The 14,557-nt window shown below is 35.8% G+C and carries 14 protein-coding genes; 7 read left to right on the top strand and 7 right to left on the bottom strand.

Going from position 1 to position 14,557, the window contains the following annotated elements:
* Window positions 1–73 precede the first annotated feature (73 nt).
* Window positions 74–457, top strand: a complete 384-nt coding sequence (locus AC3WRL_RS08190; protein ID WP_214830268.1) for a group III truncated hemoglobin — start codon at window positions 74–76, stop codon at window positions 455–457.
* On the opposite strand, the gene AC3WRL_RS08185 is transcribed toward AC3WRL_RS08190, so the two are convergent.
* The 6 genes from AC3WRL_RS08185 to hflX form a co-directional block, all read right to left on the bottom strand.
* A complete protein-coding gene (locus AC3WRL_RS08185; protein ID WP_214830266.1) occupies window positions 454–1,524 on the bottom strand; it encodes a calcium:cation antiporter in 1,071 nt (356 codons plus the stop codon). The two genes, AC3WRL_RS08190 and AC3WRL_RS08185, sit on opposite strands and share 4 nt — an antisense overlap.
* A 65-nt stretch (window positions 1,525–1,589) precedes the next feature.
* The gene (locus tag AC3WRL_RS08180) at window positions 1,590–1,919 is read right to left on the bottom strand and encodes a DUF6122 family protein (protein WP_261510661.1); all 330 of its coding nucleotides are present in this window, start codon (window positions 1,917–1,919) and stop codon (window positions 1,590–1,592) included.
* A complete protein-coding gene (locus AC3WRL_RS08175) occupies window positions 1,919–2,638 on the bottom strand; it encodes a DNA alkylation repair protein (RefSeq protein WP_492330078.1) in 720 nt (239 codons plus the stop codon). Before AC3WRL_RS08175 ends, AC3WRL_RS08180 begins: the two co-directional genes overlap by 1 nt.
* 13 nt (window positions 2,639–2,651) lie before the next feature.
* Window positions 2,652–3,938, bottom strand: a complete 1,287-nt coding sequence (locus AC3WRL_RS08170; protein ID WP_492330077.1) for a cation:proton antiporter — start codon at window positions 3,936–3,938, stop codon at window positions 2,652–2,654.
* A 16-nt stretch (window positions 3,939–3,954) separates the two neighbouring features.
* The gene (locus tag AC3WRL_RS08165) at window positions 3,955–4,584 is read right to left on the bottom strand and encodes a DUF4919 domain-containing protein (RefSeq protein WP_214830257.1); all 630 of its coding nucleotides are present in this window, start codon (window positions 4,582–4,584) and stop codon (window positions 3,955–3,957) included.
* Window positions 4,584–5,813 carry a GTPase HflX gene (gene hflX / locus AC3WRL_RS08160; protein ID WP_492330076.1) on the bottom strand — a complete coding sequence of 410 codons (1,230 nt, stop codon included), beginning with the start codon at window positions 5,811–5,813 and terminating at the stop codon, window positions 4,584–4,586. The genes AC3WRL_RS08165 and hflX overlap by 1 nt, the downstream gene beginning before the upstream one ends.
* A gap of 297 nt (window positions 5,814–6,110) precedes the next feature.
* On the opposite strand from hflX, the gene AC3WRL_RS08155 reads away from it, so the two are divergent.
* From AC3WRL_RS08155 to AC3WRL_RS08135, 5 genes are all read left to right on the top strand, one after another.
* A complete protein-coding gene (locus AC3WRL_RS08155; protein WP_492330075.1) occupies window positions 6,111–7,130 on the top strand; it encodes an MsnO8 family LLM class oxidoreductase in 1,020 nt (339 codons plus the stop codon).
* 243 nt (window positions 7,131–7,373) lie between these two features.
* A complete protein-coding gene (locus AC3WRL_RS08150; RefSeq protein WP_492330074.1) occupies window positions 7,374–8,087 on the top strand; it encodes a LytR/AlgR family response regulator transcription factor in 714 nt (237 codons plus the stop codon).
* Between the two features lie 163 nt (window positions 8,088–8,250).
* Window positions 8,251–8,730, top strand: coding sequence for a T9SS type A sorting domain-containing protein (locus tag AC3WRL_RS08145; RefSeq protein WP_261510653.1), 480 nt, complete (start codon window positions 8,251–8,253; stop codon window positions 8,728–8,730).
* A 4-nt stretch (window positions 8,731–8,734) separates the two neighbouring features.
* Window positions 8,735–11,281: a beta strand repeat-containing protein gene (locus AC3WRL_RS08140; RefSeq protein WP_214830247.1), complete on the top strand. Its 2,547-nt coding sequence runs from the start codon at window positions 8,735–8,737 to the stop codon at window positions 11,279–11,281.
* 6 nt (window positions 11,282–11,287) lie between these two features.
* Window positions 11,288–11,698, top strand: coding sequence for a hypothetical protein (locus AC3WRL_RS08135; protein ID WP_492330073.1), 411 nt, complete (start codon window positions 11,288–11,290; stop codon window positions 11,696–11,698).
* A gap of 79 nt (window positions 11,699–11,777) precedes the next feature.
* On the opposite strand, the gene AC3WRL_RS08130 is transcribed toward AC3WRL_RS08135, so the two are convergent.
* Window positions 11,778–12,212 carry an META domain-containing protein gene (locus AC3WRL_RS08130; RefSeq protein ID WP_492330072.1) on the bottom strand — a complete coding sequence of 145 codons (435 nt, stop codon included), beginning with the start codon at window positions 12,210–12,212 and terminating at the stop codon, window positions 11,778–11,780.
* Between the two features lie 85 nt (window positions 12,213–12,297).
* On the opposite strand from AC3WRL_RS08130, the gene AC3WRL_RS08125 reads away from it, so the two are divergent.
* Window positions 12,298–14,502, top strand: a complete 2,205-nt coding sequence (locus AC3WRL_RS08125; protein ID WP_214830242.1) for a S46 family peptidase — start codon at window positions 12,298–12,300, stop codon at window positions 14,500–14,502.
* The last annotated feature ends 55 nt before the right edge of the window (window positions 14,503–14,557 follow it).

Below are 14,557 nucleotides of genomic sequence, written 5' to 3'. Positions count from 1 at the left end.
AAAATATTGTTTTCATGAAATTTATCAAGTCGATGATTGAATTCATCAATTGAATTTAAATTAACTTTGAAATATGAAAAAGCTTGAATCAAGAGAGGACATTGAACTGTTGGTTAATTCATTTTACAAAAAAGTAATTAAAGACGATACTATTGGATTTTTCTTCAGGGATATTATCAAAGTAGACTGGGATAAACACCTTCCAAAAATGTATTCTTTTTGGGAAAGCATTCTTTTTGGTCAAATGAGTTATAAAGGAAATCCCATGGCTGTTCATTTTCCAATTAATGAGCTTCAGGCGATGGAGAAAAAACATTTTGACCAATGGTTATCATTATGGAAAAGAACCATTGAAGAAAACTTTATAGGTGAAAATGCTGATATGGCTATCTATAAATCTGAAAATATCGCCAGGCTGATGGCATACAAAATGGAAATGGCCAGAAAGCTTAATTAAGGAACTATGACAGTAAAAATATAAGCCGCTAAATTCACTAGTAAAACTGTTCCATATAAAATATTGGTTTTTCCTCTACTTAAAGAAAGCATTACAATAAACACGGATAAAGAAAGTAAAATAATATCTTTCTTATCGAGTCCCAATACAAAAGGAATATCATACATTATACAAACAATAGATACCGCAGGGATCGTTAAACCAATACTTGCCAAGGCAGATCCCAATGCTAAGTTCACACTAGACTGTATCTGATTATTTCTTGCTGCACGAATAGCAGCGACGCCTTCCGGAAGCAACACAACCCCTGCAATAATTACTCCTACTAATGATTTTGGAGCACCTATACTTTGTACCATATCTTCAATTGTTGCGGAAAGACCTTTAGCCATTAAAACAACAATAACAAGACAGATTACCAGAAAAACAAAACTTACAATAGTTTGACTTCTTGATGGAATAAAATGAGAATCCGGATGATCCCCTGTAATAATGAAATAATTCCTGTGTCTTACGGTCTGAACCATTAAAAAAACACCATAAATAACCAGACACGCAATAGAAACAAAAATCAGCTGAGCGGTGTTGTAAAATGGCCCGTTTACACTTGAGGTAAAGTTAGGGAGTATTAATGTTAAAACTAATATTGAAACAATACTTACCAGATATGTCGTTGCTGAGGTTCTTGCAAAAAACTGCTCATAATATTTCACTCCACCTACTAAAATACATATTCCTAAGATCCCATTTAGAATAATCATTACTGCAGCAAAAATAGTATCTCTGGCTAATGTAATAGCCTCACTTCCTCCTGCTACCATCAGCGAAATAATTAATGCGACTTCAATAATAGTAATACAAAGGGCTAGAATAATAGTACCAAATGGTTCTCCTACTTTGTGAGCTACAACCTCTGCATGATGAACAGCTGATAATACACTACCTGTGAGTAAAATTCCTGCAATAATTTCATAAACAACACCATTTTCCATTAATCCAGAAAAATAGTAACCTACTGCTAAAACAGGGAAAATAAAGGTATAGTGTAAAAGTTCTTTTAATTTCATAAGTGTCTACAAAATACAAAAAAACGATGAAAATTAAATTATTAAAAGAAAATATTAATGATATTTTAATGGCACCATAGGTTAAAATCCTGAAAATCGGTCAACATATGTAATAAAAGTCCGATACCAATAATTCTGACTGTTCCTTTAAAAAAAAGCATTACGAAATATACGGTAATGGCATAATAAGAATGCAGGAAATGAAATCCTATACTATTTCTCGTAGGATCAAAAACAGGATTGGCAAATAGATGATCTAGGTCTACTAGCATCGTTGCTAATAGAATAAGATACACCTTCTTCCAGTTATCTCTATAGAAAATTAAAGCTATAAAAACAGGAAATATAAGGTGTAAAAAATAATGGGCACAGGTCTTCCAAAATAAACAATCCATTAGATCCTTCCTTTTAAATAATCTTGCCGTACTTCTTCATCCAATTTCTCAATCGCATATCTCAGGCATGTTCTGGGCATATCTTTATAGTATTTCGACAAATAAGAAATCAACTCTTCTTCATTTTTATTCCCCATTTCTCTTAGCAGCCATCCATTTGCTTTGTGCATCAGATCATGCGAATGCTTTAAATTATTTGTTACAAATTCTTTCGTTAAATCAAACGATCCTTTTTTCACATAATGCATTGTTCCAACAACAGCAATTCTTTTATGCCACATGTCATCAGAGTTAGAAAGATCTCTAAGTAAATTTTCTTTCTTATTTTCAAAAGCATAGCGTCCCAAAATTTTATAGCAACTGGAATCTACCAGATCCCAGTTATTGACAAACGGTAAATGATCAAGGTAAAACTTTACAATTTCCTCTTTGTTTTTTGGATCTTTTGTTTTTTCAAACTTATTGATCAGCATAAACAAGGCAGTCAATCTATGTTCGTGAAATTTTGAGGAAAGTAGCTCCCCAAGTTCTTTTAAAGAAATTTTAGAATAGTATTCTTTTGCCACTACTCTTTGGTCCGGAACTTTTACTCCCAAAAATACATCCCCTTCACCATATTCACCTTTTCCTGTTTTAAAAAACTTAGGAAAGAAAGCTGCCTTTTCCGGAATAGATAAAACAGCTAATGCTTCATGTATATCTTTGATTGTATTATTCATCGTAATCAACTAATTAGGTAGTTTCATCTAAAGCAACACCTTCTTGTTCCAGTTCTTCTTTCGCAATCTTCTTAGGATTAGCAACTTTAGCAATTGTAAGCCCCTGAACAATAATTGAGAATACCACTACACAATAAGTAATGCTTAAAATAATATTACTGTATTCACTTTTAGGAATAGACATTGCCAACGCAATGGAAACCCCACCGCGAATTCCACCCCAAAATAAAACCTTAATGGTCTGTGGACTGAACCGCGTCCTGAAGGACATAAATTTCGAAGGTGCCCAAATAGAAATAAACCTTGCGATCAAAACAACTAGGATTGCAATAAGCCCTGGAATAATAAAATGATTCAAATCTTTGATCATTAGTAACTCAAAACCAATAAATAGGAATAGTACGGCATTTAATATCTCATCTATTAATTCCCAGAATTTAATAAGGTAGTCCTGGGTAATGGATTTCATTTTGAATCGTACATTAAAATTCCCCATAAACAATCCTGCAGCTACCATAGTAAGCGGCCCAGAGATATGCATCTGCCTTGCAATAAGGTAACCTCCCATCACAACCGAAAGGGTAACTAATACTGAAATAATATAATCATCCACTTCACGCATCAGTCGGGAAGTGATCCAGCCTAATAAAACACCCAGCAATAATCCTCCGCCGGCTTCTTTCATCAATAGTAACCCGATGCTCTCAACTCCCAAATCCACTTCTTTCCCAACAGCCAGCTGTAAAACAACAGTAAACACAACAACAGCCATCCCATCATTAAAAAGGGACTCTCCTGCCACCTTTGTTTCCAAAGACTTTGATACTTTTGCCTGTTTTAAAATACTGAGAACTGCTACCGGATCTGTAGGAGAAATAAGGGCTCCGAAAACCAAACAATAGATAAACGGAAGTTTGATACCTACAAGAGGAAGAAGATAAAACATTCCGAAACCTACTATAAAAGTAGAGATAACAACTCCTGCTGTTGAAAAGATAAGAACCGGCCTAAATTGTTCCTTCAGATCATTGATATTGATATGTATTCCTCCGGCGAACAAAAGAAAATTAAGCATTGCACCCATCAGTACTTCCGTAAAATCAATACTATTCATTAATTTATGAAGATGCCCAAAGGTTCTAGGTAATACGGTTTCACCAAATAAAACCAGGAAAATTGAAACCACAATGGCAATAACCATAATTCCGATCGTGCTCGGAAGCTTAAGAAATCTGTAATTGAGATATGCGAATATGGATGCTAAAACTATTAACACCGAAAATGAATAATATAATTCCACTAAGTTATTTTTAAATTTAAAAGCCTAAATAAAGGACTTTGATATATATTTTGTTATTCTCTTTTTCCCATACGTCGATAACCCCGTCCTTCATTGTTTTTGAACTTCTTGTATATCCTTCTCCCAGATTTAGAATATTCAGAAAAATATATTCATCACCCACAGAGTTAACATTATAGGCTGTTTTCTCTGATTTTCCGTCCCCGGAATTTTTTATTGCATCAGCAAGCAATCGAAGTTGTGACAAATGATGGGTAAAATTGCTTATATCTTTTTTGTTGTCATATGCTCTGAGCAAAATTAACAACACATCAAGATTTGTAGGATCTTTACCATATAAAATCTTTCCTAATCGTATACACTCATCAAAATTGCTATTCTTAAACGCTTCGGCCAGACTCTTAAAATCTTCATCCGAAGTAGTTAGCTTATTTGTTTCAAAATTTCTACCATAGTACAAATGTTGAGCTTCTATGCTATCCAATGATTTTGGTATCCCTTTATATTTGAAAATAAGTCTATCATAACTGTATGGCGACTCAGAGTTTTTAAGGTTCTTTTCAATACTCTTAAAATCGATCTTGGATTTTTGACTAAAGCCAGAAATCGAGATACATAGAAACAGAAGGAAAAAGTAATATTTCATTAATCGTTATTTTCTTCTTCCTCCTCATCATTTTCAAAATATTCGAAAAGGAAATCGTTATAAGGAAATCTCGAGATATGAATTTTCATTACCTCATCATAGATCATTTTCTTCATTTCTGGAAAGTTTTCTTTACTTAAAGCAGAAATAAATACGGTAGGATATTTAGATCTTGCCATCCAGGTTTTTTTCCACTCCTCAAGAGAAATATTCTTTTTTGTGGTTGGCGTTAAATCATCCTCATCTTTTTTCTCATAACTGAAGTCATCAATTTTATTGAAAACCATGATCATTGGTTTCTGATGAGCATTGATTTCCATCAAAATATGATTAACAGATTCTATATGATCTTCAAAACTTTCGTGAGAAATATCCACGATGTGAATAAGCAAGTCAGCTTCACGAACCTCATCTAATGTAGATTTAAAAGATTCTACCAGTTGAGTTGGCAGTTTTCTGATAAACCCTACCGTATCGGTTAGCAGAAACGGCAAGTTTCCAATAACAACCTTTCGCACTGTCGTATCTAAAGTCGCAAATAATTTATTCTCAGCGAAAACTTCAGATTTTGAAAGCGCATTCATTAAAGTAGATTTTCCAACATTGGTATACCCCACCAAAGCGGCACGAACTACTTTCCCACGATTGTTTCGCTGAGTAGCCATTTGCTTATCAATGGCCTTTAATTTATCTTTCAACAATGAAATTCTGTCACGGATAATACGACGGTCGGTCTCAATTTCTGTTTCCCCCGGACCTCTCATTCCTATTCCCCCTTTCTGACGTTCCAAGTGGGTCCACATTCTTGTCAGTCTCGGTAAGAGATATTGATATTGTGCCAATTCTACCTGAGTTCTTGCATACGAAGTTTGCGCTCGTTGTGCAAAAATATCAAGAATAAGATTGGTACGGTCCAAAATTTTAATTTCCATTTCTCTTTCCAGGTTTTTAAGCTGCGAAGGAGAGAGTTCATCATCGAAAATTACAGTCCCTATCTCGTTTTCTTTTACGTATTCTTTTATTTCAAGTGCTTTTCCACTTCCAATAAAGGTCTTGGAATCTGGCTGCGTTAATTTTTGAGTGAAGCGTTTTTCTACTGTGGCTCCTGCCGTGAAAGCTAAAAACTCCAGTTCATCCATATACTCTACCAGCTTTTCTTCATCCTGATTCTGAGTAATAACACCTACTAAAACTGCTTTCTCGTAATTATGTTCTTTCTTTTCTAGCATTAAGTTCTATCTATGTTTGTGAGCTTTACAAGATAACATTTTTAAGAATAAAAAACAAAATGATTTTTTGGACAATGAGAAATTTTAATGTTAATTTAAGTTTATAATAATACCGATTTGTAGAAAATTACCAATTAGATTAACCCGTTTTTTATTTTCTAAACACTAAAATTAAATAACTGGTAAAAACACCAACGATCCCTTTGAGTTATGACACTAAGTGAATGATTATTAAAAGCCAAAAGAATTTATTTATTATATTGAATGATTAAATATTGTTTTTAAAAACCAATCTAAATGACGGAAGAACAAACGATTAAACTGAGTGTCCTGGAACAATCCCCTGTTATTGCCGGAAAACACCCTCAGGAAGCTCTCGATAACAGTATTGAATTGGCACAATGGGTAGAACAATTAGGATATGAAAGTATTTTATTTTCAGAACATCACGGTGTAACGGCTTATGCCAGTTCAAGCCCAGAAATTCTAACTGCCGTCATCTTGGGAAAGACACAACATATAAAAGTAGGTACTGCTGGTATTATGCTTCGCAATTACTCAGCTTATAAAGTATCTGAGATAACAAAACTATTGGCTTCTATCTTTCCGGGACGCTTTATATTAGGATTAGGAAAGGCTCCGGGTGGACTTAAAATGTCGTCGCTTGCATTGAATGGTGATAAACTTCCAACTGTAACTACAATTAGTGAAAAACTACAGGATATCGTCGCATATCTGTCCGAGGATATTACCCCAACTCAGGAGCGTTATGGAGACTTAATAGCACAACCACAAAATCTTCATCACAAACCTGAAGTCTGGTGGTTAGGATCGGGCAACAATTCAGCAAAAGAAGCAGCAAAAAATGGACTAGGTTATTCATATTCTCATTTTTTAGTAAATGAACAAAGAAATGAAAGCACTAACATTTATAAAAACGAGTTTCAACCTAACCTTATAACATCAACGCCTCGTTTACAAATTGCTCTTTCAGTTTCAGTAGCTGAAGACTATGAAACAGCAAAAAGAAATGCCTATTCAATGGTTTACCAGTTTTTAGAGGCACATCGGGGATTAGCACCAACGCCCCTTTTACATCCAGATGAGGTAGAAGAAAAAATTTCGAGAGAAGAAGGCAAAAATGATTTTCAACAAGGTTTAAAAAATATAATCATTGCCACACCAGAGACTATCGGAAAGCAACTTTCTGATATTGCAGCATTTTATAAAACCAACAACATGATAATCCTAAGTAATATTTATGATAAAAATTCTCGATTCAGAAATTTTGAATGGATCATTAACAACATTAAATAACTTGCCCTACCCTCTTTTCTTATCCTTAATTATATAACAATTATATAACTCCACTTTTAGCTACATTCATCTTATTAGTGATAATTCGCTCTGGAAACTACTTACTTTATTTAAAATATAAAAAATCTTAATGTTAAATTTAATTTAAAACAACATTAAATTATATTATTTTAATAACTTTATAGAACAATTTTATTGTTTTAATACTTTAAAATTTAAAAAACTAACAACATCCAGAGAATCATGATTACCAATATTAAATGTATGGTTATTGATAATAATGAACTGGACAGACTGGTTCTTCATCATCATATTAATCAATATGAGTGTATTGAAATTGTTGCTTCTCTTGATTCCGCAGAAAAAGCTATTCCCTACCTTGACCTTCCTATTGATGTTATATTTATTGATACCAATCTGCCTGGTATGAATGGAATGGAATTTAGCAAACTAGCCCACAAAATCCCGATCTGTATTTTTATAAGTTCACATCCTGAATTCGCTATTGAAGCTTTTGAACTGGACATTTTAGATTTCATTAAGAAACCCCTGAAAACAGAACGATTCCATCAATCCATGTTAAAGCTCTTTGATTTCCTTGAAATGAAGGAAAAGAGTGAGTGTCTTGATATCTTGCTAGGTGAAAATAATATTAAAATAAAAGAAGGAAGTACAATTCTTCAAATAAAAATCACAGATATCCTTTATCTTGAAGCATTAAAAGATTACACCAGAATCATAACTTCCGAAAAAAAGCACTGGATTCTGGATTCTATTGGCAATCTTCTTCACCAAAATTATTTTGATTCTTTTGTAAGAATACACCGCAGTTATGCTGTCCCCAAATACCTCATCCGAAGTAAAACAGCACACGAAGTAGAACTCGTTAATCACATCAAACTTCCAATCGGAAGAACTTATAAAGACAACCTGGCATTTTTCAATATGCCCGGCTGAGATCAAACAATAACTCCACAATCTCAACTATTTTAATAAACTGGTCATTCGTCGATTTTTCCTGTCGTTTATCTATTTTCCAAATATCAGCCTCAAATATGTGGTAATTTTAATATTCCACAAACTCTTACTTATTATCATTAACTAATAACCAAAAAATCACATGAAAAGAACATCTATTTTCGGCTTCTTTTTCATTCTGTTTATCGTATCCGGACATCTGCACGCTCAGTCAGCTGTTCTGGCTACGGGAACGAGTGTCTCAGGAGGTAACGGCTCTGTTTCTTATAGTGTAGGGCAAATCACTTACCTCTCAAAGGGAAGTGGCTCACAAGTTATGGAAGGTGTACAACAAGCCTTTGAAGTAACAACTCTTTCTGCTCATGAAACAACAACCGAAGAAGACGGCATTTTACTTTACCCTAATCCATTCAAAGACAATTTATATCTGGATTTTACTGTAAACAGTTACAAAAACTCAGATTATCAATTATTTGATGCCCAAGGTAAATTGATCAAAAAGGATAAGATAACTCAATCAAAATCTGAATTCAACTTTTCTTCACTTCCTTCTGCGATGTATCTGATTCGAATAAATCAAGAAGGTAAAAACATCAAAACGTTCAAAATCATAAAAAAATAACACCATGAAAAAAATTCTATTTATGCTAGGGCTTATGCTGGGCTGTCTTTCAGCCTATGCACAAGTACCCGAAAAAATGAGCTATCAAGCAGTTATGCGGAATCTTTCCGGACAACTGCTCGTCAATCAAAGCATCGCCATAAGAGTGAGTGTCTTACAAGGTTCTGCAGCAGGACCGGTCGTTTATTCCGAAAGATTAACCGGAAATACGAATGCAAACGGCCTTATCAGCCTTGAAATAGGTTCGGGAACAGTCCTCACAGGAACATTTGCCACTATTAACTGGTCAACAGGAAATTATTATTTAAAAACAGAAACGGATCCTCTTGGAGGAACAAGCTACACAATAACAGGAACCAGTCAGCTACTTAGCGTTCCATATGCTATGTATGCAAAGTCAGCAGGCGGGGGTGGTGGAAACTTCACCCTTCCTTATACGGCAACTGTTAATAACCCAGCTACCCTTTTTTCACTGACAAATGATGGTGACGGCACTTCAGTTGAAGGAATCAACAATACAACGACTTCAAGTATTGCTTCAGTGAGGGGTATTGTGAGCAGCACTTCTCCTGGAGGGTTTTCATCAGGAGTTCGCGGAATCAATAACGGAACAGGTGGTTTGGGAGTTGGTGTCTGGGGCAGTCAAAACGGAAGCGGATGGGGAGTATACGGAGTTACTCCTAATGGTTTAGGGGTTTATGGAAACTCATCAGGAGCCGGATATGGTGTATATGCAAACAGCAATACAGGAACAGGTCTTAATGCAACAAGTAACAATGGGATCGCCGCTAATATTGCTTTATTAAATAATGCCAATAACAATAACGCTCTTAATGTTTCAACTTTAGGAAATGGAACAGTAGTGAATGTTTCTTCTTCTGGAAGCGGTGCCGGAATCTTAAGTACCACAGGAAGCGGATTTGCCGTACATGGCATAACCAGCCAACAGGTTTCTGCAGGTATTATTGGAGACAATAACGGAAATGGAGAAGCTGTTGTGGGGAGAACAACCAGTGATATCGCCGGAGCAGTGGTCGGAAGAAATGATGGTGGTGGATATGGCGTAAGAGGATTTATCTCTACAAACACTACGGGAACAGGAGTTGGCGTCTTTGGTCAAGTAGGGCTTAATACCAGCACCGGACGAGCAGGACGATTCGAAAACGTGAATCAAACCAATCTCGTTAATACACTTGAAGTAGAAACCAATGGAAATGGAAATATTCCTGACAATACTGAGGGAAATGCATCATCATTCCTTGTCAATAACACGAATAGTGTGGCAGCAGCTGTTAGAGCTGAAGTAAATACAATATTTGGCAACTTCGGAGCTGCAGGTATTTTTGGTATAGCTTCGGGAACGGGTGGTTTTGGAGGCCTTTTCTATGCTTCCAATGTTGCAGGAAACGGACGTGCCTTAGTTGCAATAACCGACGGCAATGGAAATGCAATAACCGCTAATGCAGGTAAAGACGGTAATGGTGTTGAAACCAATATTGATGGAAATGGGAATGCCTTATATGCATGGGTTCCAACTTTCGCAACAGGACGGGCCGGAAGGTTTGAGATTTTTAATGAAGACAATGAAAATGATGTAATAACTGTAAAAACCGTCGGGAATGGGATTGCAGGTAACTTTATGGTAAATCGCACTACAGGTACTTCACCAGCTGTGAAAGGAGAAGTGAACTCTATATTTGCCAACTTTGGTACTGCTGGCGTCTATGGTCTTTCATCAGGCACCGGGGGATACGGTGGTTTATTCTATTCCTCCAATGCTGGCGGGAATGGTCCGGCTGTGTTAGCCCTTACGGAAGGCAATGGAAATGGCATTACCGCCAATGCAGGAGGTACTGGCGACGGTATTGAAGCATCGTGTGACGGAACAGGCAATGCCATCTCAGGCTTTATTCCCAATTTTGGTACCGGTAAAGCTGGTCGCTTTGCCAACTTCAATAATGCTAATGGCCAACCAGTGGTACATGTAACCACTACAGGCACTGGCTCCGCCTTGCTTGTTAATCATCAGGGACCATCAGGTAATATTTCCGTATATCAAAGTGCCTCCGTTAATGTAGCCCGTATCAATAAAGCAGGAAGAGGATTTTTCAATGGTGGAACACAAACTGGAGGAGCGGATTTAGCTGAGGTTTTCGATGTAGAAGGAAATATTTCAGATTATGAAACCGGTGATGTTTTAACGATCTCAACAAACTCAGACCGAACTGTAGAAAAATCTTCAAAACCATATTCTAATCTGGTTGCTGGTGTTTATGCTACCAGACCAGGTGTACTACTCACCGAAGAACATATAGATGCTGATATTTCTGATAAAGTTCCCATGGGTGTTATCGGTGTAATTCCTACGAAAGTCTGCTTGGATGGTGGCGCAATAAAAAGAGGAGATCTTTTAGTTACCTCATCAAAACCAGGTGTTGCTATGAAGGCTAATATTAAAAAAGTAAAAGTAGGACAGGTAATTGGAAAAGCACTTCAGGACTACAATCAGAATGAAATCGGAAAAATAAAAGTACTTGTAAATATTAAATAAAAAACTATGAAATCTATATATATTACCGCATTTCTACTATTAAGTGTTAGTACTTATGCTCAGGAAACGAAAACCTCGGAAACGCAGGATCAGACACTGGTATTAAAAAATGCAAAAGAACATGAAGCCCAGCTTTTGAAAGAAACTCAACAAAGTGCAAGCAAAAAACCTGTACAAAGTGGTCTAGCATCAGATCAGGGTCTTGAGGTTAAAAAACAAGATTCAAAAGCGAAGACTCCGGCAGGCAATTCAGGTAAACAACTGTTCAATACAGCCACATTTGATGAGGTTCTGGCAACAATACCCAACAGACAGTCACGCAAGGCAAATAATTCTAGGAACACAAATATACCCGTTATGGGATTACCCAACACTGCAACTTTGCAGGAAATAAAAAAAACTATTCCTAAAAACTAATAACAAAAGAAAGTTTTTTCAACAAAAGAAAGTCCGCATAGTAGCGGACTTTTTTATATTTTAACAAATTAATGGGTATTTAATCCCAATCAGAAGCTACAAATTTCATCACCTCCCCTTTATCATCCGATAAGGTGAGAAAATGTCCTTCAACAGAATAATGGGTGACCTTTTCAATACTTCTTGAAAAAGCTTCTTCTAACTTCATATCCTGGCAAGCCATCATGGTGCTTCCAAGCCCTGAAAACTTAATTTTACCCTTGCTTTTAATCTCTGTTGTAAAAAACATCTTATTACATCCCATAAAAGCTCCTCCCTTTATCTTTCCATCTTCTATTTTAGAGGTTAAATTAATACCTGCCTTATTTTTAACCATCATTTCTTTACTGAAATTCCCAAAGGACACCATCATCCATTCTCTTTGAAGTGATGGATTTTTTTCCGGCACTGAAGAACAATTTAAAGTTATTCCCAAAAACGAAATGCCTAAAAGCAATACTAATATTTTTTTCATAAAAACAATCCTTCCATTTTCATACCATTCACGGGCAGAATATCGTAAAAATTAGTAAATTAGCGACACAAAATTATTTTATAAAATGAAAAGACTATTTCTACTATTCACTTTTTTATTGGGCTTTGTCCAGATGAGAGCGGATGAGGGTATGTGGCTGTTAATGCTCATCAAAAGATTAAATGGTGTTGATATGCAAAAAGAAGGTTTGCATTTAACTCCTGAAGAAATTTATTCTGTAAACAATTCAAGTTTAAAGGATGCCATCGTAAGCTTTGGTGGATTTTGTACTGGAGAGATTGTTTCTGATAAAGGACTTATTTTTACGAACCACCATTGTGGTTACGGTGCTGTGGCAGCAGCTTCTACTCCAGAAAAAGATTATTTAAAAAATGGTTTCTGGGCAATGAAGCAAAAAGACGAATTTAACGCAAAAGACCTATACGTTAGATTTTTAGTTAGAATGGATGATGTTTCTCAAAGAATCAACTCCAAGCTAAATAACAATATGACCGGTGAAGAGAGAAAAGCTGTGATCGATGCTGAAACTAAAGCAATCCAGTCTGAAAACTCCGAAAACGGAAAATATACTGTGGTAGTAAGAGATTTCTTTAACGGAAATGAATTCTACTATTTCGTTTATCAAGATTACAAAGACATCAGATTGGTTGGTGCTCCACCTTCATCATTAGGTAAATTTGGTGGTGATACAGATAACTGGGAATGGCCTAGACATACAGCGGATTTTACCGTTTTCAGAGTATATGCTGATGCTGCAGGAAATCCGGCAGAATATTCTCCAAGCAATACTCCACTAAAACCTAAACATTTTTTACCGGTTTCTCTTAAAGGAATTAAGCCTGGAGATTTCTCTATGATCTTAGGATATCCGGGAAGAACAAACCGTTATTTAACGTCTTACGGTATCCAACAGATGGTAAACAAAGATTATCCAGCTTGGGTGGAAGCATCAAAACTGGCAATGGATGTAATGAAGAAGTATATGGATAAAGATAAAGCCACGCAGCTTAACTATGCTTCTCAGTATGCTTCAGTAGCTAACTACTGGAAAAACAGACAAGGAACCATTGATGCTGTTATTAAGAACGGAACAATTTCTGACAAACAAAAAATTGAAGACAATTTCGGCAAATGGGCTCTACAAGCTGGAAACACTGAATATGATGGAGTATTAGATGATATTTCTATTTACTACAAGCAAGTTTCTAACAGAAATGTTGAAAGAAATTATGCTTCTCAACTTTCCAGAAATGCAAAATATATCAGTCTTGCTTATCAGGTAGGTTCTGTTCTTAAATCTTATGCAGAACAAGACATGCAGGGAAGATTAGCAATGAAAGCAAAAGTGGAAGCTTCTGTAAAAGCTGCTTATGAAAACTTCAATACTAAATTGGAAGGAGAAATGCTAAACTCAATGGTTGGTCTTTACCAGTCAAGAGTAGATAAGGATGTTGCTTCTGCTACTATTATGGGATTAGACTCTAAGAATCTTTCAAATGTAGCCTATTCATCTATTTTTGCTAATAAAGCTTCAGTAACAAACTTTATCTTAAACCCAGACCGTTTGAAACTTGATGCAGATCCACTTTTAAAAATTGCTAACGGTGTTGCTACTGATCAGAGATTATCTTCTGAAAAGTTCTCTAAAATAGATGATAACTTTGCTAGAAACAACCGTTTATTCTTAGCGGGTTTAATGAAAGCAATGCCTGAGAAAAAATTCTATCCGGATGCTAACTCTACAATGAGATTAACGTATGGAACAGTAGATAAATTACCGATCAGAACAGATAGAAATTATTTTGGTGTTACGGACAACTATTACACTGATATGACTGGTCTTGTTGGTAAATACAAAAAAGGAGATGAAGAATTCGATCTTCCACAAAGAGTGATTGATCTTTACAATATGAAAGATTTCGGTCAATATGCAGATGCAGCAGGTTATATGCCTGTAAACTTCCTTTCTAACAATGATATTACAGGTGGGAATTCTGGTTCTCCGGTAATTGACGGTGAGGGTAATCTTATTGGTATCGCGTTTGACGGAAACAGTGAAGCGCTAAGCGGTGATATTGTTTTTGAACAGGAATGGCAAAAAACAATCAACGTTGATGTACGTTTCGTGCTTTGGACTATTGATAAATATGCTGGCGCAAGAAGGCTAATTGACGAATTAAAATTAGTAAGAAGTGAAAACACTCCTGCTGACACTAAAACTCGTCCTGCTAAAGCAGAGCATGAAAAAACGACTAAAAAGAAAAGGTAATCTTTTCTTAAGATACATTTTAAAACCCCGTGAAACTTTTTCACGGGGTTTTATT

This window comes from Chryseobacterium sp. FW101-FHT12H09 (assembly GCF_058790395.1).
This window is presented reverse-complemented; position numbering and strand designations above follow the sequence as displayed.